The organism is Clostridium sp. BL-8 (assembly GCF_002006495.1).
In the GTDB taxonomy this organism is placed as follows: Bacteria; Bacillota; Clostridia; order Clostridiales; family Clostridiaceae; genus Clostridium.
Window position 1 is genome coordinate 1 of the sequence record NZ_LZZL01000033.1, and the last position, 24,784, is coordinate 24,784.

Here is a 24,784-nt window from a genome sequence, read left to right on the forward strand (position 1 = left end):
GAATAATCAACTATGGATTTTTTATTAGTTCAATTTCATTTTACAACAGGTCAATTTTATTTAATATAAAAAGATGAGAGAAAAGCAAAATAGCTATACTCTCATCTTTTATTAGAGTGTCTTTAAAAATAATGCATATTTTCTATCTGCTACATTAATATGCTGGCTAATCCACTCAGATAAAAAATCTATAATTTCTAATGTCACCTTTCTTTGATTATCATCAATATCTTCTCTAGATGCCACTTCATTTATCTTATAAACATAAAATCCATGTTCTTCCTCCTGATCATGAATGTGATCATAATTATATTTCTTCAGCATGTTTTCTTCATATTCAAAATGATATTTTGTATACTCTAGAAGCTCATCAATTATTGTCATTATCTCATCAAATCTATCATACCCGTCATCAATAACTGCAATATCATATGCTCTTCTCCCTATTTCCAATAATTTTTTATGCTGCTTATCAATTTCTTCAATATTTAAGCTATATTCTTCCTTCCATTTAAATGCTGACATTCTTCTTCTCCCCTTCTTTGTTAATAATTATTATTAATAAAGAAATTTTATCATATTCTTTCAGAAAATGCAAATTCATTTAGACAAAATTAAAAATACCTAACATACGAATATACTTTTCTATTTTAAACCTGATAATATTTATTTGAAATTATATTCTGTAACAATGCTTTCCCTGCTCTTATTCTTATCATCAAAATATTCATAAAATGATAAGGCCAAGAAACTTCCTGTTATATTATATACATTCTGAAATCCCAAATTCTGAAGGGCTAAAGTAGCATTGTAGCTTCTTTGGCCAGTTCTGCAATGCAAATATACAGGCTTATCTTTTGGTATTTCATTTATTCTCTGTCTTAATTCGCTCAATGGAATATTGACTGCATTTTTAATATGCCCATTAGCAAACTCTCCTCTTTCTCTAACATCTATTATATATGAACCATGTTCTACAAGCCCTCTGACTAAATCCACATTAACTTGTTTAAAATCACCATTTAAAAGATTAGAAGCAACATATCCAGCATAATTTACAACATCTTTTGCAGTAGAAAATGGCGGTGCATAACATAATTCTAAATCTTTTAAGTCTTCTACAGTTCCTCCAAATTTTATGGCTGTTGCAATTACATCTATTCTTTTACTAACATCACCTTTCCCTATAGCTTGAGCTCCTAAAATCTTTCCTGTTGGAACTTCAAATAATAATTTTAAATGTACAGGGGATGAATTAGGCATAATCCCTACCTTATCGGTAAGTACAACTCTTACAACATCATAGCTGATATTCATGTTTAGAACATTTATAAGCGCTTCATTTAAACCTGTTGATGCTCCATTATAATCAAAAACCTTTATAGCTGAGGAACCTATATAGCCTTTATTTATTCCTTTCTTTCCATTTATATGATCTGCAACAGATCTAGCCTGCTTTTGTGCTGGACCTGCAAGAGATAACTTAGCTACAGAATGAGTTAATGAATTATAAATTTCTATTGCATCACCAACTGCATAAATATCTTCATCGTTTGTCTTATAATTTGTATCTACCTTTATAGCTCCAGTCTCTCCTATATTTAATTCTGCTGCTTTGGCCAAAGCAGTTTCTGGTGCAACGCCTATAGCCATAACCACAACCTTTGCATCTATTTTTCTTCCTGATGCTAAAATTACCTTATCCTTTTCAAATTTCTCTACTTTATCTCCTACTATTAAATCTATTCCATGGTCATAAAGTTCTTTATGGAATATTTGAACCATATCATAATCAAATGGCCTTAATATTTGATCAGTTGCTTCTATTAATGATACATTGTAACCAGCCTCTCTTAAATTTTCTGCTGCCTCAACTCCAATATACCCGCCACCAATAACTGCTATATCTTTTATATCATTTGATTTTATATGCTTATTTAGCTTATCTATGTCAACAACATTTCTTATAGTAAAGATATTCACTTCTTCAATTCCATCAATATTTGGTACAATTGGTTTAGCTCCTGGCGATAGTATTAGTTTATCATAACTTTCTTTAAAAGTTTCACCAGTCAATAAGTCTTTTACTATTACATACTTTCCTTTCTTATCTATGGATAAAACTTCATTATTTACTCTTGCCTTAATATTATATTGAACTAGAAATTTTTCTGGATTCATTAAAACCAATCTATCTGCTTCTTCGATAATGCCGCTTAAATGATATGGAAGTGCACAATTTGAGAAAGAAACATGAGGTCCTCTTTCAAACATTATTATTTCATCTTCCTCACTAAGTCTTCTAAGCCTAGCTGCAGCAGATGCTCCTCCAGCAACTCCACCAATAATTAATATTTTTCTCTTCATAATTTTTACCTCCTATTTTCTTAATCAAATATACTTAGTTATTTTCTTTTCTTTCCTGCGTATGAACCCATTCCTCCAGAAACATTAACAACATTAAAACCTTGCTTTGTAAGTGAATTACATGTTCTTGCACTTCTTCCACCTGATTGACACATTACATAATATTCCTTGCTCTTATTCAGATATTTTTCTGGTTTATTTAAAAGTTCTCCCATTGGAATATTCTTTGCAGTTTTTATGCTGCCGCCTGCATATTCATATTTTTCTCTTATATCAATCAGTTCAACTTTTCCAATAAGATCGTCAATATCATTTACATTTATTACTCTTCCACTATTTTTCTTAAATAATCCAAACATTTTTAATTCCTCCTAAAAATTCATCCTAATAATTTTATTTTCACTATTAATCATCAACATCTGTTTTTCTCTATGGCTTTATTATATATAACTCTTCAATTAATTTATGTGATCATGTCACACAAATTCAATATAACTAAAAAAGAGAAGATAAATCCTTTAATATCCTCTCTTTTCATTATTAAGTCTTATATTTATTCCAAATATATATCTTGTACTTATACTTTAAAATGCCATAAAAAATATTCTTACTCCTACAATAGCCAATGCGACTGCAAGACTTCTAATTATTGCTGTCCCATGAATTTTCTTTGAAAGCCTAGCACCTAATTGTGCTCCAAATAGTACACCTATAGATAATGCAGCAGTTTGAATTACACTAGACTGAAGTGCCCCATTTACTATATGAACTACAGTCCCAGATAATGACATTACTGCCAAAACAAAATGTGATGTAGCCGTTGCAATATGTACTGGATAATTTAGCACATTAACAAGTACTGGAACATGTATTATTCCTCCTCCTATTCCCAAAAAACTAGACATGAAACCTACAAAGACACTTACAATAATTCCAACAATAGGATTATATGAAAAAGTGTGTTCTATACCTTCAATATCTATTACTGTTCTTGTAACATAACCTTTTTTAATTACTATATTATTATTTATTACTTCCTTCTTTGTTTTTAATATTAAGATTATTGATACTATAACTAATATTACGCCAAATATTCCATTAAAAAGCTGCCTTGGCACATACCCTGTTATTATCGATCCTAAGATTGATCCTGGAAGTGTTGCTATTGCAAAAATAATTCCAGACTTATAATCAATACGCTTCATTTTAGAATAAGCAAAAGAACCAGATAATGCATTAAAAAATACGACTGCTAAAGAAATACTAGTTATTGTATCCGGGCTCTTATCAGGATATAACAATAATAAAATAGGTACCAGTATAAATCCTCCACCTGCACCAATTAAAGTTCCAAAAGCTCCAACTAGAAATCCTAAAGGAGTTAACCACAAAAATTGCATCAATTAAAAAACCTTCTTTCATACTGATTTATTCACATATTAAACTAGCTTTACGAATGCCTCCTAAATCTAATAGCTTTCAATATATATTATACAACATCTTTTAACCATTTTGGAAATAAGTTTTTTATTTTAATAAATGTCGCTATTCTTATCTGTAACTTTATCACCCATTTTAGAGGTACTATAATTATTCCTAATAGTTTTATTTATAATTTTAAATTTAAGGTACAATTAAAAATAAATAGTAATCTAATTAAGTAAAAAAGAAAGTAGCAGGCTTATATACTTAGAATTATAAAGCCTGCTACTTTTTTTATTATATTATATCACCATTCTCTACCATTATCGCTTGCCATAGAGTTAACCGTACCTTTAGGGTACAAGACCGAATAATGGTCTAACTTAGGATCATTATCGCTATCACTAGGTGCCTTAAACACAAATAAAATTTTAAAGTCTTCTCCTGATACATAGCCTATAATTTTTTCTCCACTAGATGTTACATCATGAGGAGGTGTTCCAAAAAAGTCTTCAACCATTGAAAGAGAAATCTGATTTAAACGCTGATCAAAGGATCTGATTTCAAAGATTCTGCCACCTTTGTTTGAACCAAAAACAACATTGTTTTTTGAATAAGTAGAGTAATTTCCTTTAGCATCTGCTACCCATTCTGACTTATCTTCTTTTCCGAGTTTTTCCTCTACTTCTTGTATGTTTGACGTTCCAGCTTGATAATCCGAATTAATAATCTTTCCTTCTTGTGCTTTTGTCTTAATATCATTAAGAATAGCTTTCTCTGAATTATCTTCAGATTTTTTTGTTTCATTATTTTTATTAGTGTCGCTATTATCTCCTGATTCAGATTGAGCATTAGATGAGTCTGAGACTTTATCATTGCTTTGAATGTTATTTGTTTTATCATCTGATGATTTATTTACACTCGAGCAGCCAGCCACTATAGTTAAAGAAAGAACTATTGTAGCGGCTAAAGTTAGCCTTTTATTAAATAACAACTTCATAAGTTTTTTAGAGAATTTAGAAATAATATTTTGTTTCACCAACTCATCCCATCCTTTCTTATTGTGTCAAAGTTAATATACATGGCTATTAATTAAAAAATGGATATTCTTATATAATAATTATATTCTTCTTTTACTTTTTCTATGGTAACTGAAAAACAAAAATATTATCCATATAACTACTCCGGCTAAACTAACTAATTGAGCCATTCTAATATTTCCAAGCATTAAGCTATCTGTTCTCATTCCTTCAATTACGAAACGACCTATAGAATATAGACCTATGTATGAGAAAAATACTATACCATTTGTTTTGCTTTTTCTTAACATAATCATTAATATTATGAAAATAAGTATATTCCAAACAGATTCATATAAAAAAGTTGGATTATAATATACTCCATTTATATTCATACCATTTTGAATAAACATTGGGAAATGCTTAATAAATTCATAGCTTACTGCATCTCCATGAGCTTCTTGATTAAAGAAATTTCCCCATCGCCCTAAAGCTTGAGCTAAAATTATAGAAGGAGCAGCTACATCTGCAAATTTAATAAAACTTAATTTTTTTCTTGTTGTATAAATCAAAGCTGTTACTATAGCAAAAATAAGTCCTCCATGTATCGCAAGTCCTCCATTTCTTATATTAAAAGCATCCATGATATTATCCTTATAATTGTCAAACTCAAATACTACATAATACAACCTAGCACCTATTATTCCAATTGGAATAGCTAGTAATACAATGTTTAACAAATTATCATAATCAACATCTCTCCATTTACAGTTGTAATTTGATATTAAAATCCCAAGTATCATTCCTGTTGCAATTAATATACCGTACCACCTAATACCAAATCCTCCAATTGAAAACGCCACTGGATTCATAAATTTCACTTCCTTATCTTTTAGTTTAATATCTTTTGAATAACTATAGCACATGCTCCCACAGATATAGATGTATCTTCAAAATGCCCTCCATTACTAAACTCAATATTATTATTTTCTATATGAGATTTTTTCAAAGCTATCTCTTTTGATAAATCATAAAACAACTTTGAATTTTGAACTAATGGTCCACTTAAAATTATTAATTCTGGATTAAACAGTTTTATATAATTCGAAAGTCCTATTCCAAAATATAAAGCTGAATTTTTAATAATATTAATAGCAACTTCATTTTCCCTTTCAGCTAAACTGCAGACATCTCTATAATTAATACTGCTTAAATTTTTATTTAATCTTAGTGACTTCATCCCTCTAATTTCATCAATAAATTTTTGAGTTATGTTTGATATGGATACATAACTTTCTATGCACCCGTAATTGCCGCAAGAGCATTTCAGCCCATTAACATCTACAATCATGTGTCCAAATGCATCTTCTGAATTGTTAATTGTACGAATTAAAACACCAGATGATATAACCCCAGTTCTTATTCCTACGCCACAGTTTATATATGCTATATTTTTTTTGCCTTTTCCAATTCCAAAATTATATTCTCCTACAACTGCAGCATTAGCACCATTATCTACACATATTAATGTATTTAATTCTTCTTTCAGTGTATCACATAATGACTTAACATTAAATCCCCCAACTATTCCTATCCCAATTCCAACGATATCTGGATTTTGTATTTCTAATCTTATGCACAGTTCTTTTATAGCATCAGGTATAGTTTCTGATATAGTTTCCATATTATATTCATGACTTAATAATCTTTCTTTTATTATCTTTAATTTTAAATTTGTTATAACTATTTTAGTATAAGTTCGCGAAATGTCAATTCCAATAATATGAAATTTCTCTTGATTTACATCATATAAAGTTGGTTTTCTTCCCCCTAGTGATTGTCCAAGATCACTTTCAACAATGATTTTTTCATTAAGTAATATTTTAAGATCTCTGTTTAGTGTAGTTAATTTAATGTTTGTTATATCAATTAATTCATTTTTAGTTATAGGTCCATTTTTCTGTATAATACTAAATATATATTTACATCTATCATTTAATGATTCAAAACCATTATATGCTCTCAAGAAACTCGCTTCCTTTCTTGATATAATGATATCATCTTTTAACCATTCCGGAAATAAGTTTTAATATATTTAACAAAATTGTAACTTTATTTTACTAAAAGATGCTTGATGAAAGCATTTTGATTTATCAAAATAAAATTAAATATTCTGTGACAATGTCACATTGCCATCTTCTTTTTTGTACTATAATAAATTTAATATTATATTTCAAATTTATATTCACTATAATTAATTATAATTCTAGGAGGTGTATTTTAAATAATGACACATAAATTTGATGCAAAGAACAAACATAAACTTGATAACGAACAAAGAAGAAAAATCCTGCCACCAGAGGAAACTCTTATTAATCTTAATCTACAAAAAGGAGATATAGTTGCTGATATAGGCTGTGGAATCGGGTATTTTACTATTCCTGCTTCTAAAATTGTAGGTCCAGACGGTAAAGTTTTTGCCATGGATATATTATCTGAAATGCTTCAAGATGTTGAAAAAAAAATTAAAGAAAATAGTATTTTAAATATAGAGACTGTTCTAACAGATGAGAATAATTTGAAACTAAAAGATAATAGCGTAACTTTTGCTTTTATCAGCAACGTACTTCATGAAGCTAATGAAAAAGAAAACTTCTTAAATGAAATAAAAAGAATTATATCTCCTGGCGGAAAGATAGCTATTGTTGAATGGGCAAAAATCAATAGTAAATTTGGCCCTCCAATTGATCATAGATTGGACAAAATGGAATTAGTAAAATTATTAAATACACATGAATTTTCAAATATAACAACTATAGATATCGGTGATAACTTTTATGGCGTAACAGCTCAAAAATAACTGAACAATATGAGCTGTAGCACAAAGAATAAAAACTACAATATGTTATATTAGGTTTTCAAATTCTAAGGCAACATATTGTTGTTGAATTTCTGAATACAACAGCTCCATTTTTAAAATTAATCTTAATTATCTATATCCTATATGGCTTAAGCCAAGTCTTAACTACATAAATCCACCATTAACACGCAAAGTCTGTCCTGTTACCCATTGCGCTTTATCACTAATCAAAAATTCAACTACGTTAGCAATATCTTCAACTTCCCCAAGACGTTTAAACGCATTTAAGTTTTTCATACCTTCAATTAATTCTTCAGTTTTTCCATTTGTAAAAAGCTCAGTATTAACTGGACCTGGAGCAATTGCATTAATTGTAATTTGTTTTGGTCCAAATTCTTTTGCTAGTTGTCTTGTTATTTGCTCAACAGCTCCTTTTGTAGATGCATAAAGACTATATCCAGGCATCATAGCTCCAGCAACTGAAGTTGAAAAATTGAGTATTCTTCCGTTATTCTCCATAAGCTTCATAGCTTCTTTACATGCAAAAAAAGTTCCTTTTACATTTATTTCATAATGCCTGTCAAATTCCTCTTCAGTTAAATCTAAAAGCGGTACAGTTTTCATTACACCAGCATTATTTATAAGAATATTTATCTTACCAAATTTATCAACTGTTTCCTTGAATAACTTTTCTACCTCTGCTACCTTGCTTATATCTGCTTTAATAGCGACAGCCTCCCCACCTTTTCTTATTATGCTATTAACAACTTCTGCTGCTTTTTCTTCACTGTTTGAAAAATTCACTACTACCTTAGCTCCTAAATCAGCTAACTGCTTAGCTATTGCACTTCCTATCCCCCTTGATGCTCCTGTTACTATTGCTACTTTTCCTTCTAAATTTTTCATTTATATCATCCTTCCTTTAATTAATCTTATATATAAATTATAAGTTATGAAACTATATAACCAGTAGAACATTAATATAATATCCTTGCCCAATCCTGCAAATAATATTAAAATTATTAATATATTATAATCTGTAAAGGAAGTGGAATATAACATGAATAATATAAATGAAGATAACACGGTATTAGCTAAACAGAAAGAACTAGCTCATTTAATAGAACAGTTTGCTACTAAAGACGGCTTTAATTCAACTGCCATTCCGACTTTAGATTTAATCCGTGCTTCAAGCGAGCATGAACAGCTGTTTAGTATTTACGAGCCTTCCTTATGCATAATTGCTCAAGGTTCAAAAGTTGTATTGCTTGGTACGGAAACTTACAAATATGATCCCACTTCTTATTTGGTTGCCTCTGTAAAATTGCCTGTCACTTGTAAAATACTGGAAGCTACCTCAAAGCATCCTTATCTTTGCATTAATCTCACTTTTACTTCTGATCAAATCTTACAAATACTTAAAGAATCTCAGGACGTTTTTAGTGAAAATAATAATTTAGGAAAAGGTGTTGTAGTAAACAAAACTACTTCTATACTTCTTGACGCTGCAATAAGGCTTGTAAATCTTTTAAATAAGCCTAAAGATATACCTGTTTTAGCACCATTATTTATTCACGAAATACTTTATTACATTCTTCAGGATAATCAAGGTTATCTAGTTAATCAATTTATAGGCAGCGGTAGCAATACACATTCAATAGCAAAAGCTATTCATTTAATTAATAATAATTTTTCTAAACCATTACGTATTAACGACTTAGCTAAAAATTTAAATATGAGTCCTTCTTCCTTACATCATCAATTTAAGGAAGTTACAGCCATGAGTCCACTACAATACCAAAAGCAAATACGCTTGCAGGAAGCACGCCGCCTTCTTCTTTCTGGTATAACTGAAGCTGCTGAAGCTGGATTTCAAGTTGGCTACGAAAGTCCCTCTCAGTTCAGTCGTGAGTATGCCAGAATGTTTGGTATGCCCCCTATGAATGATATGAAACGCCTTAAAAATATGAATATTGATTTCATATAACACATATAGTTTCTTAAGTCATCAATCTGCTTATTAGCTTAATATATTACCATTACCGTATAACAAATTAACCTTCTACATGATGCAGTTCATCTTGTATCATGTAGAAGGTTATATTAATAAAATAATCGCATATTGTTTAAGAAATTTTATCTATTGAAATATTTAACTTTATAATTTCTTATTTAAATCTTCAATAAGTTCATTGCTTAATGTCCCTTCTGCTATTTGCCTTACTTCTCCTGTCATTTTCACATTCCACTTCTCATCTATTTCTATTAATAATTCTCCACCAAGCATTTTAATTTTAACTTTGTTATCAACTAAATTTCTTTTTTTCAAAATACTTGCTACCGCACAAGAGGAACTTCCTGATGCTAAAGTAAAACCTGCACCTCTTTCCCATATTAGTATTTCTGCCTCACTTCTTGAGATTGCTTTAGCAAATTGGACATTAGTTCTATTAGGAAACTTATTGTGGTTTTCTATAAGCTTTCCATATTCTTTTATTTCGTCAATATTTAATTCTTCTTTTAAAATAACACAATGAGGATTTCCCATTGAAACACAATTTATTTCATATTCCTTATCAGAAACTTTAAGTTTCTTTCCTATAACCTCTTTTTCTTCAAAGTTTGTTGGAACTATTTTGGAATCAAAATTTGCCTTTCCCATATCCACAGAAATTAATTTTGCTTTATTACTTGAAACTTCAATAATTTTTGCTTTAACTATTCCACCCTTAGTTTCAACTGAGAATTCTCTTCCATCTGCAAAACCATAGTCATAAATATATTTGCAAAATATTCTTAAACCATTTCCACTTTTTTCTGCTTCAGAACCATCTGGATTAAAAATCTTTAACCCAAAATCTGCTTTACTTGATCTAACCTTTAAAAGTATTCCATCAGAACCTATACCAAAGTTTACATTACATATTCTCTTAATTGCATTTTCATTAATTTCAAAATTTATTTTTTCTTCATTTAAAACAATATATTCATTCCCCAAGCCATGAGTCTTTACAAAAAAATTATTATTCATTGCTTTCTCCTTTATTGCTATCAAAACTGTATTTATCTATACTTTATAATATTTTATAATTATAACATAAGACAAGCTTTTAGTAGTGGCTTTTTAAGATAGCAACTATGATAATTTCTCTATTGATAACAATTTAGGATTGTCTTCTTCTTGAACTCTTACATATACTTTAGCCATTTTCATTTGTAGATTTCTTATTGAAGTCTTTACTTCACATATAAAATAATAATCTTCTTCTCCATTCTTAACTACTGTTAGTGGTTTAAAACTTAATCCATTTATTCCATCCAATGCTATTTTCAATATCTGCTTTTCTTTTTCTGTAATTGTACTTTCTACTTCTAATTCTTTAAATTCTTTCATAATACTATCACCTCTATATAGTATTAAATCTTACTATCCGTTTTTGTCAGTTGCTTGTCAATACCATTACTACTTTCTTAAGATATGATTACAAAAAAATTAAGTGCATCGAATTAACTTCAATGCACTAATCAGTACTACTTATATAGCTAAAGCTTAAATCATACTATAATTTCCTATAAAAATTAAAAACATTTTTAATTGGTCTAAAATCTACATAAATCCGCTTCATTATATCTCTTTAAGCAGCTTATTATAGAATACTGCCATAGACACCTGAACATATAAACCTAAAGGAATCATTCCAATAGATGAAATCAGCATGTAATACTTAAAATTCAACTTCTCTACTATAAAAGTTAGTATTAATATTAATATAAACCAGCCAATAAAACTCAAGTATAATTTAAATACATCCCATCTATGCCCATTTGTCATTTCAATACTTTTATCAATAGCTTCACTAATACCAATATTAGGATTATCTACCCATATATAAAATGTCATTGAATATTTGAGTGCTGCTATTATACCTGGAACTATCAACAAAAGTGTCCATAAAAATGTTAAAATACCAGTTGCTAGTGTCATTCCTAATCCTTTTAAAAATCTTTTACTTTCAATAAAAATCTCTGAAACTTCGGTTTGCTCTCCCCTTATTATGTGTAATATAATTGCGGTAAATCCAAATATAAAAATTCCATCTGAAATAATTGTTAATATTGTAATAGGCAACTTTCCTCCAGGTAAAGAAACCACATCACCTATAACCCTTATAAAATTGTACACTATAGCACTTACTATTGCCACAGTCCAATTTCCTCTTAAGCTGCTTATTGCATCATTTTTTATTCTTTTACAATTAACTTCCATAAATAATCATTAAACCCCTTCAAATAATTTTTTACTACATGTAAATTATAACATATATTGCATATGCATTGCCATTTAATTCCTAAGCTTAGTTTTATATTTTTTAAGTTGTTATGTAAAAGGGTGTATTGAACTATTTAAGAACATTTTATTTAGAAAAAAATTTAACATTTACTATTCTTTTTATTTTTTTCTGTAACTTTTTTACATTTGTGCTATAATTTATAAATAAAGGTAGTACATCCAATTAAATTCATTAACAAAGGAGAGTGAACAAATGCTAAGAGTAAAGAGGATAGTGTGCTTATTAAATTTTATTTTTATGCTTAACATTTGCAATATAAGCACAATAACACCATTTCACGCTTTAGCAACTGCTGTTGTAAAAGATAATAATACAAAAATGGAACTTAAGGAGAAGAATAAAGTTGAATCTAATGAAAATCTTACTGATATACATGATGAAGAATCCTCTTCCCAAAAGATCATTGATCAGTTAATGAGTGAATTAAATCAAAGTTCAGAATTAAAAAAAGAACAGAAAGATAAAATAAATGAACAGGAATCAAAAGAATTCACCCTGACTTTTTACACCTCACTAAAATCAGAGAATAGTAGTGCAGGTGCAGTCACTTGTGAAAATAAGCCCCTGACGCCAGGCGGTGTAGCTAATAACATACTCCCTCTAAATACTAAAATATATCTAGAGGGCTATGGACAAGTTGTCGTCAATGATAGAGGTTCTAATAAGTATTTTAATGTAGATAACAAATTAGATGTTTACATTCCGAGAGAACCTGGTGAAAATGATAAGCAATATTTCCGTAGAGTAAATGATTACGGTATTCAAAAAGTTAAAGGTTATATAATCAAATAATTATTTTTTATATTTTATTGTTGCGCAACAAAAAAATTGCAGATTCATTTCTGAATATGCAATCCTTAACATTCAAATCAGTGTGAATATTATTACAAAATTCACATTTGTTTATCATACTAATTAGGAAGTAAATTCATTGACAAAAAATACTTGTCCTCTCTTTATGAAACCAAACTTCTCTTTAATAATAATTAAATTATTTTAATATCACTATAGCTACTGCATCAATTAAACTAGGTATTGATAATAATATCAGCTTATTAACTATTTTCATTCTTCTATTCTTATCTTCTTTGGTTTCACTAAGAGAATTAGCTCTGTATCTATCTCCACTAATAAAGGTTCCGCTCAATATACCGCTTAAAATAAACGAACCTATGCAGATAACTCCGAATATCTTTAGTGTTATATTATAATCATTTAAAACAACTCCAATAGTATGTGCTACAATTGCAACAAGCACTCCAATAAAAAATGATAACTTCAAAAATTCACGCTCCTTAAATACATATATTACTTATATCATATCTTCAACTGTATTTTCATACTTATTTTTTCTTATTATTCTCGCGCATCAATACATATATATACATTTTTTATTAATTATAACATATCTATATGATGTTTCATCACTAAAAACAAACTAATATATTCTTTTCTTAATAAATTAACATATCAAAATAGCATATGTATAATTTCAGTTTTATTACAGAAAATAAATCTGAAAGGATGGATATCTCTATGAAAAAATTTAGTATCTCACTTTTGTTAATATTACTCTTATTATTGAATTTAACTATGATTTCTCCTCTAGCTCAAGTAAGCGGTATTAAAGAAGGTTTATATAAAGCATCTGATCTTAAACTTGAACCAGATAAAACTTATACAATACAAAATGCCTCCTCTGATGATAGTGTTTATTTGATTGTTTTTAATGAAGATAACGTTGTACAGCAATATTTAAAATTAGAACCCAAATCGCAATCATATAGTTTATTTCCCACAAAACCAGATTACAGAATAGTAATAGTTGGTAATGGAGACGTAAATATCTCCTAAATAAATTTTTAAAATAGTATGTTTTTATTTTAATCTACTATTTTTTCAAAAATTTGCAAAATACATCTAACATACATTTAAATGGGAGGTGGAAAATCTTAATGAAAAAATTTATTGTTTCATTGTTAATTTTATTGTTTCTATCAGTTAGCATAATCACCTCAGTATCTTTAGCTGTTATAGGCAACGTTTTTAAAGAGGGCTTCTACAAGCCATCAGATCTCAATATGACAGCAAAAAATTATACTGTTCAAAATGTTTCTACTACTGACAATGTTTATGTACTTGTTTTTGATAAAAATCATGCACTTTATCAATCTATAAGAATGGAACCTAACTCACCAAAATATTCATTATTAGATATTCAACCTGATTTTAGAATAGCCATAGTTGGAAAGGGAGAAGTATTTCTTTCATCATAGGCACTTTTTAGTGTCTATTTTTTATGTGCTTTCTAAAAGGTTTTTTAGTATTTCTATATGCACTTTTCAACAATATAACTAAATAATAAATATAGCAACAGTGCAATACTCACTTATGGAGTATGAAAAAACTGCACCTAAAAATAAAAACCACTCATATAGAAATACATTTATATCTCCAAATAAGTGGTTTTATACTATTTATTTATAATTGATTTCCTTTATTCTTTTAATATTATTTGGCCAATAATTGATTAACTAATTCTCTGTTACTCTCTACACAATGTCCACAGCCAGTGCCTACTTTAGTTATTGCTTGCACCTCTTCAAATGATTTAGCACCATTTTTTATTGCATCATTTAAATCTTGTACCCTAACTTTAAAACATCCACATACAATAGGATTTTCCTCTATTTTATTAGTTATTATTAATTTATTTACTAATGCTTTATTGCTTTCTACGCATCTTCCGCAACCAGTACCTACTTTAGTTACTGCTTGTACTTCTTCAAAAGACTTTGCCCCATTTTTCACTGCATTTTTCAAATCTTCCTCTGTAACTTTGTAACATCCGCATACGATTTTATTATCTTCCATTTTGTTTTCTCCTTTATAACCCATTAATTTTGAAATTATTGATTTTATCATATCTTCCGTTTCCTCCTCAGTTTCTGTATTGTTCAATTTTAATCTATATAAAAGGCTTATATAATTAATTCACCTTTTTGTCTGTTTTTCAATCTATTAACTTAAACTTATCTTAACTGTCATTCCATAGACATATACTCTTGCTTTATTAATTCCGCAAATTCTGGTCTTTCCTTTGATATATTCATTAAATGCATCAGTACATTTCCTGGATATACTGTTTTATCTTTTAATTGAGTATATTCTAAAGACCTTCTTATTAATGCTATAGCACAATTCTCACTATGACTGTCACTACATTCTTTACATAATTTACAAATACTTGCTATCCCTTTTGCAATTATTTTCTCATCATAATATTTCAGATCATTTTTAGGAATTAGATTTTCACCATCTTCAATATAATTTGTAGCTTTATCTCTTATATTTTCTATAACATACTTTGTAAACCCAATATTACACATTCTATAATTACACTTTTCAGTTCCTTTGTGACCGCAATCACTGCATACCTCTCTAATATTGTTTTCTAAATTATTTATATAATTCATATTAAAACTTCCTCCAAATATACAAATTCAAAACCATATACTACTAATTAGTTTATAACTAATTAGTAGTATATATTTAAAAATTAAGGTGTACCTCTATACACCTGATAATTTCTTCAATAAATTTATTAAGATCTTCTTTTCATCTATATTTAAAGCACCAAAAATTTCACCCAAATTATCCACATGCTTTGGAAAAATCTCATCGATAAGCTTTCTTCCTTTTCCAGTAATGCTTATTAAACTCGCACGTCTATCTTCTGGATCTACACATCTTTTAACTAAACCATCTTTAGCTAAATTATCTATAACAACAGTCATATTTCCACCAGTAGAAAGAGTCTTTTCTAATATTTCACTAACCCTTAAATCTCCTTTATGATATAGTACTTCAAGTACTCCAAATTGCGAAAAAGTTAATCCTCCCTCTTTGATGATTTTGTATTCTCTCTTATTAACACTTTGAATACATCGACTTAAGGCTATAACTGCTTTTAAATTTAAATCATTTAATTCTCCATAAGTAATCTTCTTATTCATAAAAATAATATTATTACTAATTAGTAATAATGTCAAGTACATATTTCTTAAAACTTTATTTAGTTGTATTGCTTTTCTTCTTTAATTATGATTTAAATTATATCTTAAACTTTTGTATTAAGTGATTAAGCTCTTCTGATAATTCAGCTTGTTTTTGTGCAAAACTTGAAACTTCTTGAGTCGCAATAGTCGTTTCATCAACACTATTTAATATTCCTTCTGAACTTTCTGCTGATCTCTGTGCCGTAGCAGATACGGTTTCAATTGCAACATTAGTCTGCTCTATTGAATTAAGTATTTGAATTGCTCCATTTGAAATCTCTTTTGACATATCTTTAATAAATTCTGCATCTTCCTCATATTTTAAGGCTGTCTGCAAGAATAGCTCATAATCTGGATTCACGTTGTTATCAATAAACGAAAGTATTTCTTGAGTATTGCCTGAGAGATTATTAAATGCATTATTTACTTGAAGTATAACATTTTGTATGTTTGAAACATTTTCTGATGATTGTTCTGCAAGCTTTCGTATTTCATCTGCTACTACAGCAAATCCTTTTCCCATTTCGCCAGCTCTTGCTGATTCAATAGCTGCATTCAAGGCTAAAAGATTTGTTTGAGATGCAATATTAGCTATAGAATCAGCCATAATCTTAATTTCTTCAACGATTTTTCCCTCTTCTATTGCTTTCAAAATATTTACTCGCTTTTCTTTATATATTTTCTTTGTAATCTCTATTGATTTTAAGCCTTTATCTTTAATTTCTGCTGCACGAATTTGAATTTCATTGGAAGCCCTATCTCCCTCCTTTGCTTTCTTTGATAATTCTGTTGTATTTGAAGTTATTTCTTCAATTGATGCATTCACTTCCTGCGCTGTGGCACTTAATTCCTCAGTACCAGAAGATATTTCCTTTGTTGCTTCATTAATATTATTCATTTTCATTGAAATTCCATCTATTGTTTTATAAATTTCTTCACTTGAATCACTTATATTTTGAGAATTCGATATTATTTTAGCTATAAGTTTTCTAGTATTTTCTGCCGCTCTATTTAAAGCATTAGATATTTTCCCCATTTCATCTTTTGAGGAAATATCTATCCTTTTAGTCAAATCTCCATTACCTAAAGCATCCGCAAATAATAAAATCTTCTTAATTTGCTTTGATACTACTGTTGATATCCATGTTCCAAGTAATATGGCAAAAACAAAACCAAATACTACTATTCCAATCATTATATAAAAAGATTTCTTAAATATTAAATTATTAATGTCATTTGTATTTTTAGCTTCCTGTAAATTGGATTGTATAATTTTATTAATGCTGTCAATAGTTTTATCTCTTGACTCCGTTACCATCGGAAAAGCCATCTGTGCCTCATCATATTTATCTGCATCTATTAACTCTGAAAATTTTTTACGTTCCATCATATATTCTTCATGAAGCTCCATGAATTCTGACATTAACTCCTTTCCATCATTTGTTTTAGATGCTTTCATGAATTCCTCAGAAAATTTCATATCTTCATCCGTTAATTTTTCAATTTCGCCTTCAATTTCCTGCTTTTTACTTTCATCTTTTGTATTCAAAAGAGATAGCAAATCAGAATGTATCTGCAAAAAATTTCCTTTAAGTTCTTCGACTGTCTTCAAATCTATTAAGTTATTTTCATACATAGAAGTTGAATTTGCATTAAGCTTTCTCATCTCTGATATTCCTATAAAACCAACTCCTCCTACAATAAATGAAATCAATAAAAAACATAATATAAGCTTTTGCGAAAGCTTTAAACCTTTAACTGCTTTCATGTGCCCCTCCTAAATTATAATACTCATTCTAATGTCAACAAAATCATTGTAGTCTGATAAAGTACGTGTTTCACAAAGCAAGGAAGCTAAGAGCAGCTTCCTTCTTAAATAACTTTATAATTCTATTCTCTGCTTCTACTTTATCAATTTACATAAACTATTTTTCAGAAACATCCTCTTTCTTTGAACCACAGCAGCTTTTTGTGCCGTTATTCTTAGAATGTCCACCACAACATCCTAAACCTAATTTAGACATTACAAACATTGCTCCTATAAATATCAATATTGATATTACTGTTTCCATATATACATCGCTCCTTTTATATCATGTATTATATAAAATACTTATAAAGATTTTATGTAGAAGCCATCTATATAGAATAAATAGGCAATCTAAAAGGCCTAAGTTTCCCAATACTTAAGCCTTTTGAATATTTAAGCTGCTCTTATTACCTTATTCCTTCTCTATTTCTTTCTTACTTGCATAATTTTCTTTTTTCATTCCTTTAAACATCATACCCATCATGCCCATCATAAACAGCGGACATAAAAAAGGTGCTATCCCACTTATTGCAGCCTTAAAGCCTGCTCCTATATTTATAAACGGAAGTATTGCTACAATTATAAAAGGCAATCCGCAACAAAGCACCATCATTAACATATGCTTTATTGGATTATGTTTTTTATTTTCTCCATTTTTATTATTTCCATGACAGTTCATATAAAAATCCTCCTCATTATTTAACATGCTTTTGGGGTAAGTTTAATTACCTTTCCACTCAAAATTGACTTATTTACAATATTTTTTATATCATCCTTTGATATTTCTTCGTCTATATAGGTTATTCTTATTTTTTTTGATTCTAGATTAACATGAATTTCTTCTAGTCCTTTGACTAAACTGAGAGTTCTTACTACATTCATTAAGCATCTATGACAAAGCATATTTTCCTGCTTGAAACTTAAATTGTGTCTTTTCAAGTTATCCCCTCCTCATGTATCTATTTTAAATAAATAATGTGAAGATAAGATGAAGATTATTATTTAAGATCTCAAAATTTCAAATTAGTTTAATATTAAAAAAGTTGATATCTTTTAACTAAGCAAGATATCAACTCATATTTTCCTAATATATTTTAGTCATTAATTAATTTTTTACGAATATCTTCTAAATTAGCAGTCTGTAATGAATCTGTAACTTCAATTGCAGCTGCAATAGAATTATCTTTCACAATAAGGTATGTTCCACTATTAGGTATAGTAAATTCGACATTTACCACTCCTTTTTTGCCTGTAAAATTAGTTACTACATCATTATTTTCACCATTTAATATGGAGAATTTACCTTCTGCATTATTAAAAGAAGTTAGATCAATTGAGAGGTTAGCTTTTATTCCTTTTTGCACTACTACTACAAGAGGCTCAAACTCATATCCACTTCCCTTTATATTTAAGCTTTGAGTATCTCCCGAAATATTTGTTTTTTTAATCAATCTATCAGTAGATACCTTGCTTAAATCATTTCCATATATACTTTGAGTTTGTGGTGCAGTACCAGCAGCTCCTGGAGCTCCCCCTGTACAGCAGCTCATTCCACTGCTTGGTGCTGGAATTGATGAATCTGCTTTAGATGTGTCTACAGAATCAAGATTATCCGTTACCTTAATTACACCTCTTATCATTCCCATCCAGCAGCTAAAATTAATATCTCCATCTTTAGGTGTGAATTCTATTACGTTTTCTCCTGACTTCAAAGTTTTTTGTATATTTAATGATGGTATCACTACTGCATTATTACATGAATTTATCTGACTACCTGTTATAATCCATTTAACAGGTATATCTTTTTGTACATAAAAAGCATTTGGAGTATATCCATTATTATCTGCAGTCATCCTTATTACCTGGACTCCATCTTCAATTGTTGCCTTGCCAATATTAGCTTGAGCTGCACTTGCTTCACTCCCTGAAAAGCTTTGTGCTAAACTACTAGCATTAGGCACACCAACACCCGCCAGGGCAAGCCCCCTGTTTCCCATAATAACTCCAAGTATTACGACTAAAACTCCACTAAACTTTAAGAGCTGTTTTGTATAACCTTTACTTAATAATCCTGACACTGCTCCAAATAGTAACATTAACGGAACTGTCCCTAAAGAAAATAGGAACATTGAAATCGCACCATTTATGGCACTACCAGTACCTAAGGCGTAAAGCTGCATTGTCTGAAGAGGTCCACAAGGCATAAGACCATTTAACATTCCAACTAAAAAAGGTGCTTTAGGTTTGTTCTTTATTTTACATGAAGACCACGGTAATTTAATATTAAATATTCTAAATAAAGAAAATCCAGTCATATTTAAGCCCATTATCACCATAAATATTCCTGCAAAAATTTGAAGTCCAGCCTTTACATTAAGGGATAATGATAATACAGAGCCTAAAGCACCTACAATACCACCAATAATAGTATAAGAAGTCACTCTACCTGCATTGTATAAAATTGAAGGCATTAAATTCTTTAATTTATTCTGCTTTTCATCTACAATACTGTTTTTAGATAGACTTTGCGTAAGCATTATTCCGCCGCACATACCTACACAATGAATTGATGTAAGCATACCAACAATAAATAGCACCACATAAGATGCATTATTTAACTTATCACTCATGTCAAAACCTGCTGTTGAACTGCCAAGAAGCAAAATTGCTGCTCCAATAACCAAAAATCCTGCAATTTTCATAGTGCTTGAATTTTTCGTGCTATAACCAGCCTGATTGATGGCTTCCTTTAATTCATTCTGATTACAAAGTTCACTATCATATTCAACAACTACCTGCTGAGCACTATAGCTTGCCATAGCATTTTTAACTCCATTAACTTTTTTCAAAGCTTTTTCTACCCTGTTTTCGCAGGAAGTACATGTCATATCATAGACTTTAATAATCTCTCTCTTAATGCTCATATTACCCTCCACTAAATTACTGTAGTTACTTCAGTAATAAATTATAATTTCCAGAATTTATACATATCAATTATATTAAAAAGTTATGAAGATTTTATGAGGATTTAATAAAAAACAAAAATTTTAGTATTTATGAAATTCAAATAATATTTTTCATAAATACTAAAATTTTTTTATTAGTTAGCACTATACCTTTTCTAAATTTTTTATGTAAATTCATTAATTATTTTTGTTTATGCATACTGTGAATGTTGTTCCTTTATTTTCTCTACTTTCTACGTCTATTGTTGCAGAATGTAGCGTTAATATTTTCTTTACAAGGGTAAGTCCAATTCCACTACCTTCGATTTTATGTCTGCTTTTATCTCCACGGTACATTCTTTCAAAAACATAAGGCAGATCTTCTTTCTTTATACCAATACCATTATCCTTAATTTCAATTATGACAGAGTCAGCATTACTACTAATATTAATCCATACAGTTCCAGAGCTATTAGTAAATTTAATTCCATTCGAAATCAGATTTATAAATACCTGTTTTAATTTATCATAATCACCTAAAACTGTATAATTAATCCTAGCTTCTTTATTTATGAGTAACTTTACATTTTTTTCATCTGCTGCTATAGAAAAATCGCTAATTACATTATTAACAAGCTCTCCTATATCAACTAATCCTAATTTAAGTACAATTTCATCCGATTCAATTTGCTTTAATGCATTTAAATTATTTAAAAGCTTACCGAATCTTATTACTTCATCATTTAAATTATTGAGTTTTTCATTTGTTACAGGTATTACTCCATCTATCATTGCTTCTAAATTATTTTGCAATACATTAAGAGGAGTTCTTATTTCATGAGATATATCTGAAATAAGCCTTTTTCTAAGCAAATCCTGACTATTTAGTTTATCTCCTAAAGAATTTATACTCTCTGTCAAATTTCTTATTTCTTCAATATCACTTTTTACATTTGATCTCGAATCATAATTTCCTTTCGACAAACTTACAGAAGTCTTTGAAACTGCTTTGATAGGTTTGGAAAATTGTTTTGATAATATGAGGCTTATTACAGCCACAATTGCTAAAGTTAATATTCCACTAAACACGATGCTCTTATTAATCTGTGTTTTAAAGCTTATATCCTCTTGAGAAAATAAAACAGGTGAATATTGCCCTACTATAATATAGCCTACAGTTTTTCCGTCTACGTCTATATTAAAAGTATTCGTATTATAAACCCCAGTTTCTTCCTTACCATTTAGGGTCATATAATTTTTATATTTAATATCCTCATGATTCATTTCCCAAACTACTTTTTGATTTTCATCTAAAAGAGTTAAGCAGTAATTACTCATATATGCTTCATGCATCATTTCTTCTCCTGAACTTGCAGTCCATTTACCATCACTTTTATAAACCTGTTGAAAATACTCTACTAATCTTGTATTTCTTTGAGTCTGTATATTTTTCATATAACTATTAAATGTGCTAGTAATCGTCATATTTACTAATAACGCTGATAGAATTACAGCAACTACAGAGCACGCTATTATAATTAAACTAAGACGTTTTCTAATACTCTGTTTCATACGTCATCACCAAACTTATAACCGATTTTGGTTACAGTAAGTATGTATCTCGGAGACTTGCTATCCTCTTCAATTTTTTTACGTAAATTTTTAATATGAACATCTATAATTCTATCTGAACCATCAAAATCAATTCCAAAAGCCCTTTCTATTATTGCTTCCCGTGAAAATACTTTTCCTTTATTTGATGCTAACACACATAATATATCAAATTCGTTAGGTGTTAGACTAATTTCTTCTCCATTTACCTTAATTAATCTCTTATCATTATCAATAATTAGCTTATCGTTATTAAAAGAAAGAATGTTATCATGCTTCTCTCCAACTCTTCTAAATAAAGCATTTACCCGTGCAGTAAGCTCTCTTGGGCTTAATGGTTTTGTTAAGTACTCATCTGCTCCAATATTTAAGCCTTCTATCTTATCACTTAAAGTGCTTTTGGCAGTTAGCATAAAAATATATACATCAGATATTCTTCTTAAAATTTTGCAAACTTCCTCTCCTTCAATGTCCGGAAGCATTAAATCTAATATTACAAGATCAATTTTTTCTTTTCTGAAAACCTCAATTCCATCTAGACCATTTTCAGTTAAGTAAACTCCATAGCCTTCTTTTTCTAAATATGCTTTTAAAATTTCAGATACACCCTTTTCGTCTTCTACTATTAAAATATTATTATTCATAACATACCCCCATACTGTCTTAAAGACTACAAATTAAGTAATTCTATACATCGTGTAGTTATATAAAGCCTATAGCATTAATTATCTACAAAATATTTCTCATCAATATATTTAGTATTTTAGCATAAAGTTATGAATTTTATATGTAGAAGTTAGAATTTCATATATAGCACTACCTTTTACAAATAGTTATAATCATATAAAACTTTAAACCATGCATAAATTGAGATGTAAATTTCTTATATGCATGGTGTATTCATAAAACATAAAATTAATATTAGCTATTCTGAGGTTAATATAGAAATGTATTTGATACTGATAAAACTATGTTTATCATTTGATTTGGATAAATTCCGAATATAACAAGAGCTATCATTGATATGGTTAATGCTAATTTCGTACTTATAGAAACAGAAATAGGCTCAAGTTTATCAGAACTTTCTCCAAAGTACATTACTTTAACAACTTTAAGATAATAGTATACTGATACTACACTCATTCCAATACTTAAAAATGCTAACCATAACTCTCCTTTTTCTATTATAGAAAGAAAAAGATAAAATTTTCCTATAAACCCAGCTAATGGTGGAATCCCTGCTAAAGATAGCAATGAAATAAGCATAACTGCTGAAAGAAAAGGTGATCTTTTTGATAAATAAGCATAATCTTTAATTTCATCGCTGCCTGTTGCCTTTGATACAGCAATTACAACTCCAAAGGCGCCCATGTTTGCAAACAAATAAAACAAACTATAAAGCAGAATTGATGCTACCCCAAGACTTGAGTTTGAGATAATCCCAAGTAAAAAATAACCTGCTTGAGAAATGCTTGAGTAAGCAAGCAGCCTTTTTATATTGGTTTGCGGTATAGCAACTAAATTTCCAAGGACTAGAGTTATAACAGATAAAACAACTATTAACTCAATCCAATAATCTGAAATTGAAGACATACCAGTCATAAAAAGCCTTAATAAAACTGCTAGACCTGCTACTTTAGATGCTACTGCTAAAAATACTGTAATTGAAGTAGGTGCTCCTTCATAAATATCGGGCGCCCACATATGAAAAGGAACAATAGCAATTTTAAAAGCAAAACCTGCAATTAAAAATATCATACCTAGTATTTCTAATGGTGAAACGCTTCCTGTTCCTAATACTTCTGCTATTTCCTTGATAACTGTAGTTTGTGTTATGCCATATATTAAACTTAATCCGTATAAGAAAATTGCTGAAGACATTGCACCTAAAATGATATACTTTAAACTTGCCTCCTTTGACTTTGCATCGCCCTTATAAGCAATTAGAACACAAAAAGATATGGTCATTAATTCTAATCCTACATATATTGCGATGAGTTCTCCAGAAGATACCATAATCATCATTCCAAGCAGTGCTGAAACAATTAATGCGTAAAACTCACCCTGTTTAGAAACTAAATGATCTTTAGAAATTAATACTGTTAGAATAGCAGCTATTAAAAACAACTGTTTAAAAAAAGTGCTAAAGGAATCATTAATATAAGCTCCATTAAGTAAAGTTTGTACATGTCCTCCATTAAAGAAAGAAATCACTAAAATCATCAAAAGGCATATTCCTGTAAATAAACTTAGCTTTTCTTTGTACTTTGATAGGGATAAACTTACTACCAAAAGTACAAGACATAAAGCTGCAGTTAAAAGTTCAACTATATAACTCAT

28 protein-coding genes are annotated in these 24,784 nt (G+C 29.1%); 5 read left to right on the forward strand and 23 right to left on the reverse strand.

Annotated elements, in window-relative coordinates; genetic code table 11:
• Nucleotides 1-111 precede the first annotated feature (111 nt).
• From CLOBL_RS12585 to CLOBL_RS12615, 7 genes are all read right to left on the reverse strand, one after another.
• Nucleotides 112-525 carry a bacteriohemerythrin gene (locus CLOBL_RS12585; protein WP_077859358.1) on the reverse strand — a complete coding sequence of 138 codons (414 nt, stop codon included), beginning with the start codon at nucleotides 523-525 and terminating at the stop codon, nucleotides 112-114.
• Between the two features lie 141 nt (nucleotides 526-666).
• Entirely contained in the window at nucleotides 667-2,367 is a 1,701-nt protein-coding gene (locus tag CLOBL_RS12590; RefSeq protein WP_077859359.1) for an FAD-dependent oxidoreductase, read from the reverse strand.
• A gap of 38 nt (nucleotides 2,368-2,405) precedes the next feature.
• Nucleotides 2,406-2,726, reverse strand: coding sequence for a rhodanese-like domain-containing protein (locus CLOBL_RS12595; protein ID WP_077859360.1), 321 nt, complete (start codon nucleotides 2,724-2,726; stop codon nucleotides 2,406-2,408).
• Between the two features lie 225 nt (nucleotides 2,727-2,951).
• The gene (locus CLOBL_RS12600) at nucleotides 2,952-3,770 is read right to left on the reverse strand and encodes a sulfite exporter TauE/SafE family protein (RefSeq protein WP_077859361.1); all 819 of its coding nucleotides are present in this window, start codon (nucleotides 3,768-3,770) and stop codon (nucleotides 2,952-2,954) included.
• A 326-nt stretch (nucleotides 3,771-4,096) separates the two neighbouring features.
• The gene (locus CLOBL_RS12605) at nucleotides 4,097-4,828 is read right to left on the reverse strand and encodes a YjgB family protein (protein WP_242953834.1); all 732 of its coding nucleotides are present in this window, start codon (nucleotides 4,826-4,828) and stop codon (nucleotides 4,097-4,099) included.
• A gap of 81 nt (nucleotides 4,829-4,909) precedes the next feature.
• On the reverse strand, nucleotides 4,910-5,680 hold the full coding sequence (gene lgt / locus CLOBL_RS12610) for a prolipoprotein diacylglyceryl transferase (protein ID WP_077859414.1): 771 nt from the start codon (nucleotides 5,678-5,680) through the stop codon (nucleotides 4,910-4,912).
• A gap of 20 nt (nucleotides 5,681-5,700) precedes the next feature.
• Nucleotides 5,701-6,834 carry an ROK family transcriptional regulator gene (locus CLOBL_RS12615; RefSeq protein ID WP_179117746.1) on the reverse strand — a complete coding sequence of 378 codons (1,134 nt, stop codon included), beginning with the start codon at nucleotides 6,832-6,834 and terminating at the stop codon, nucleotides 5,701-5,703.
• A gap of 261 nt (nucleotides 6,835-7,095) precedes the next feature.
• Here CLOBL_RS12615 and CLOBL_RS12620 point away from each other — a divergent pair, with 261 nt between their 5' ends.
• A complete protein-coding gene (locus tag CLOBL_RS12620; RefSeq protein ID WP_077859363.1) occupies nucleotides 7,096-7,668 on the forward strand; it encodes a class I SAM-dependent methyltransferase in 573 nt (190 codons plus the stop codon).
• A gap of 165 nt (nucleotides 7,669-7,833) precedes the next feature.
• Here CLOBL_RS12620 and CLOBL_RS12625 read toward each other — a convergent pair whose 3' ends face one another.
• Nucleotides 7,834-8,574, reverse strand: a complete 741-nt coding sequence (locus CLOBL_RS12625; protein WP_077859364.1) for an SDR family oxidoreductase — start codon at nucleotides 8,572-8,574, stop codon at nucleotides 7,834-7,836.
• 154 nt (nucleotides 8,575-8,728) lie between these two features.
• Here CLOBL_RS12625 and CLOBL_RS12630 point away from each other — a divergent pair, with 154 nt between their 5' ends.
• Entirely contained in the window at nucleotides 8,729-9,655 is a 927-nt protein-coding gene (locus CLOBL_RS12630) for an AraC family transcriptional regulator (RefSeq protein ID WP_077859365.1), read from the forward strand.
• 171 nt (nucleotides 9,656-9,826) lie between these two features.
• On the opposite strand, the gene dapF is transcribed toward CLOBL_RS12630, so the two are convergent.
• From dapF to CLOBL_RS12645, 3 genes are all read right to left on the reverse strand, one after another.
• Nucleotides 9,827-10,699 carry a diaminopimelate epimerase gene (gene dapF / locus CLOBL_RS12635; RefSeq protein WP_077859366.1) on the reverse strand — a complete coding sequence of 291 codons (873 nt, stop codon included), beginning with the start codon at nucleotides 10,697-10,699 and terminating at the stop codon, nucleotides 9,827-9,829.
• A gap of 105 nt (nucleotides 10,700-10,804) precedes the next feature.
• Entirely contained in the window at nucleotides 10,805-11,062 is a 258-nt protein-coding gene (locus CLOBL_RS12640; protein ID WP_077859367.1) for a hypothetical protein, read from the reverse strand.
• 231 nt (nucleotides 11,063-11,293) lie between these two features.
• Nucleotides 11,294-11,935: a DUF975 family protein gene (locus CLOBL_RS12645; RefSeq protein ID WP_077859368.1), complete on the reverse strand. Its 642-nt coding sequence runs from the start codon at nucleotides 11,933-11,935 to the stop codon at nucleotides 11,294-11,296.
• Nucleotides 11,936-12,212: 277 nt separating this feature from the next.
• On the opposite strand from CLOBL_RS12645, the gene CLOBL_RS12650 reads away from it, so the two are divergent.
• Nucleotides 12,213-12,812, forward strand: coding sequence for a 3D domain-containing protein (locus CLOBL_RS12650; RefSeq protein WP_009171673.1), 600 nt, complete (start codon nucleotides 12,213-12,215; stop codon nucleotides 12,810-12,812).
• 199 nt (nucleotides 12,813-13,011) lie between these two features.
• Here the strand turns inward: CLOBL_RS12650 and CLOBL_RS12655 are convergent, their stop codons facing one another.
• Nucleotides 13,012-13,302, reverse strand: a complete 291-nt coding sequence (locus tag CLOBL_RS12655) for a DUF5316 domain-containing protein (RefSeq protein ID WP_077859369.1) — start codon at nucleotides 13,300-13,302, stop codon at nucleotides 13,012-13,014.
• A gap of 254 nt (nucleotides 13,303-13,556) precedes the next feature.
• Between CLOBL_RS12655 and CLOBL_RS12660 the strand changes: the two genes are divergently transcribed.
• Entirely contained in the window at nucleotides 13,557-13,874 is a 318-nt protein-coding gene (locus tag CLOBL_RS12660) for a hypothetical protein (protein ID WP_009171675.1), read from the forward strand.
• Nucleotides 13,875-13,975: 101 nt separating this feature from the next.
• Nucleotides 13,976-14,296, forward strand: coding sequence for a hypothetical protein (locus tag CLOBL_RS12665; protein WP_077859370.1), 321 nt, complete (start codon nucleotides 13,976-13,978; stop codon nucleotides 14,294-14,296).
• A 235-nt stretch (nucleotides 14,297-14,531) separates the two neighbouring features.
• Here the strand turns inward: CLOBL_RS12665 and CLOBL_RS12670 are convergent, their stop codons facing one another.
• The 11 genes from CLOBL_RS12670 to CLOBL_RS12715 form a co-directional block, all read right to left on the reverse strand.
• Nucleotides 14,532-14,945, reverse strand: coding sequence for a (2Fe-2S)-binding protein (locus CLOBL_RS12670; protein ID WP_077859371.1), 414 nt, complete (start codon nucleotides 14,943-14,945; stop codon nucleotides 14,532-14,534).
• Between the two features lie 119 nt (nucleotides 14,946-15,064).
• Nucleotides 15,065-15,496, reverse strand: a complete 432-nt coding sequence (locus tag CLOBL_RS12675; RefSeq protein WP_077859372.1) for a hypothetical protein — start codon at nucleotides 15,494-15,496, stop codon at nucleotides 15,065-15,067.
• A gap of 96 nt (nucleotides 15,497-15,592) precedes the next feature.
• Complete coding sequence (locus tag CLOBL_RS12680) at nucleotides 15,593-16,036, reverse strand: MarR family transcriptional regulator (protein ID WP_077859415.1); 444 nt, start codon at nucleotides 16,034-16,036, stop codon at nucleotides 15,593-15,595.
• 97 nt (nucleotides 16,037-16,133) lie between these two features.
• Nucleotides 16,134-17,846: a methyl-accepting chemotaxis protein gene (locus CLOBL_RS12685; protein ID WP_077859373.1), complete on the reverse strand. Its 1,713-nt coding sequence runs from the start codon at nucleotides 17,844-17,846 to the stop codon at nucleotides 16,134-16,136.
• A 157-nt stretch (nucleotides 17,847-18,003) separates the two neighbouring features.
• The gene (locus CLOBL_RS28000; RefSeq protein WP_179117747.1) at nucleotides 18,004-18,150 is read right to left on the reverse strand and encodes a hypothetical protein; all 147 of its coding nucleotides are present in this window, start codon (nucleotides 18,148-18,150) and stop codon (nucleotides 18,004-18,006) included.
• A gap of 150 nt (nucleotides 18,151-18,300) precedes the next feature.
• Entirely contained in the window at nucleotides 18,301-18,567 is a 267-nt protein-coding gene (locus tag CLOBL_RS12690; protein ID WP_077859374.1) for a hypothetical protein, read from the reverse strand.
• 20 nt (nucleotides 18,568-18,587) lie between these two features.
• Nucleotides 18,588-18,827, reverse strand: coding sequence for a heavy-metal-associated domain-containing protein (locus CLOBL_RS12695; protein WP_077859375.1), 240 nt, complete (start codon nucleotides 18,825-18,827; stop codon nucleotides 18,588-18,590).
• 155 nt (nucleotides 18,828-18,982) lie between these two features.
• On the reverse strand, nucleotides 18,983-20,812 hold the full coding sequence (locus CLOBL_RS12700; RefSeq protein ID WP_077859376.1) for a sulfite exporter TauE/SafE family protein: 1,830 nt from the start codon (nucleotides 20,810-20,812) through the stop codon (nucleotides 18,983-18,985).
• 219 nt (nucleotides 20,813-21,031) lie between these two features.
• Entirely contained in the window at nucleotides 21,032-22,405 is a 1,374-nt protein-coding gene (locus CLOBL_RS12705; RefSeq protein ID WP_077859377.1) for a HAMP domain-containing sensor histidine kinase, read from the reverse strand.
• The gene (locus CLOBL_RS12710; protein ID WP_009171686.1) at nucleotides 22,402-23,088 is read right to left on the reverse strand and encodes a response regulator transcription factor; all 687 of its coding nucleotides are present in this window, start codon (nucleotides 23,086-23,088) and stop codon (nucleotides 22,402-22,404) included. Before CLOBL_RS12710 ends, CLOBL_RS12705 begins: the two co-directional genes overlap by 4 nt.
• A gap of 292 nt (nucleotides 23,089-23,380) precedes the next feature.
• Nucleotides 23,381-24,784: an NADH-quinone oxidoreductase subunit N gene (locus CLOBL_RS12715; RefSeq protein ID WP_179117748.1), complete on the reverse strand. Its 1,404-nt coding sequence runs from the start codon at nucleotides 24,782-24,784 to the stop codon at nucleotides 23,381-23,383.

Bases quoted from the DNA above. Each gene is read 5' to 3' on its own strand.
- CLOBL_RS12710 (WP_009171686.1), bottom strand. From the start codon at position 23,088: ATGAATAATAATATTTTAATAGTAGAAGACGAAAAGGGTGTATCTGAA.
- CLOBL_RS12700 (WP_077859376.1), bottom strand. From the start codon at position 20,812: ATGAGCATTAAGAGAGAGATTATTAAAGTCTATGATATGACATGTACT.
- CLOBL_RS12595 (WP_077859360.1), bottom strand. From the start codon at position 2,726: ATGTTTGGATTATTTAAGAAAAATAGTGGAAGAGTAATAAATGTAAAT.
- lgt (WP_077859414.1), bottom strand. From the start codon at position 5,680: ATGAATCCAGTGGCGTTTTCAATTGGAGGATTTGGTATTAGGTGGTAC.
- CLOBL_RS12715 (WP_179117748.1), bottom strand. From the start codon at position 24,784: ATGAGTTATATAGTTGAACTTTTAACTGCAGCTTTATGTCTTGTACTT.
- CLOBL_RS12675 (WP_077859372.1), bottom strand. From the start codon at position 15,496: ATGAATTATATAAATAATTTAGAAAACAATATTAGAGAGGTATGCAGT.
- CLOBL_RS12705 (WP_077859377.1), bottom strand. From the start codon at position 22,405: ATGAAACAGAGTATTAGAAAACGTCTTAGTTTAATTATAATAGCGTGC.
- CLOBL_RS28000 (WP_179117747.1), bottom strand. From the start codon at position 18,150: ATGGAAACAGTAATATCAATATTGATATTTATAGGAGCAATGTTTGTA.
- CLOBL_RS12660 (WP_009171675.1), top strand. From the start codon at position 13,557: ATGAAAAAATTTAGTATCTCACTTTTGTTAATATTACTCTTATTATTG.
- CLOBL_RS12630 (WP_077859365.1), top strand. From the start codon at position 8,729: ATGAATAATATAAATGAAGATAACACGGTATTAGCTAAACAGAAAGAA.
- CLOBL_RS12625 (WP_077859364.1), bottom strand. From the start codon at position 8,574: ATGAAAAATTTAGAAGGAAAAGTAGCAATAGTAACAGGAGCATCAAGG.
- dapF (WP_077859366.1), bottom strand. From the start codon at position 10,699: ATGAATAATAATTTTTTTGTAAAGACTCATGGCTTGGGGAATGAATAT.
- CLOBL_RS12620 (WP_077859363.1), top strand. From the start codon at position 7,096: ATGACACATAAATTTGATGCAAAGAACAAACATAAACTTGATAACGAA.
- CLOBL_RS12640 (WP_077859367.1), bottom strand. From the start codon at position 11,062: ATGAAAGAATTTAAAGAATTAGAAGTAGAAAGTACAATTACAGAAAAA.
- CLOBL_RS12650 (WP_009171673.1), top strand. From the start codon at position 12,213: ATGCTAAGAGTAAAGAGGATAGTGTGCTTATTAAATTTTATTTTTATG.
- CLOBL_RS12585 (WP_077859358.1), bottom strand. From the start codon at position 525: ATGTCAGCATTTAAATGGAAGGAAGAATATAGCTTAAATATTGAAGAA.
- CLOBL_RS12690 (WP_077859374.1), bottom strand. From the start codon at position 18,567: ATGAACTGTCATGGAAATAATAAAAATGGAGAAAATAAAAAACATAAT.
- CLOBL_RS12670 (WP_077859371.1), bottom strand. From the start codon at position 14,945: ATGATAAAATCAATAATTTCAAAATTAATGGGTTATAAAGGAGAAAAC.
- CLOBL_RS12645 (WP_077859368.1), bottom strand. From the start codon at position 11,935: ATGGAAGTTAATTGTAAAAGAATAAAAAATGATGCAATAAGCAGCTTA.
- CLOBL_RS12665 (WP_077859370.1), top strand. From the start codon at position 13,976: ATGAAAAAATTTATTGTTTCATTGTTAATTTTATTGTTTCTATCAGTT.
- CLOBL_RS12590 (WP_077859359.1), bottom strand. From the start codon at position 2,367: ATGAAGAGAAAAATATTAATTATTGGTGGAGTTGCTGGAGGAGCATCT.
- CLOBL_RS12680 (WP_077859415.1), bottom strand. From the start codon at position 16,036: ATGAATAAGAAGATTACTTATGGAGAATTAAATGATTTAAATTTAAAA.
- CLOBL_RS12685 (WP_077859373.1), bottom strand. From the start codon at position 17,846: ATGAAAGCAGTTAAAGGTTTAAAGCTTTCGCAAAAGCTTATATTATGT.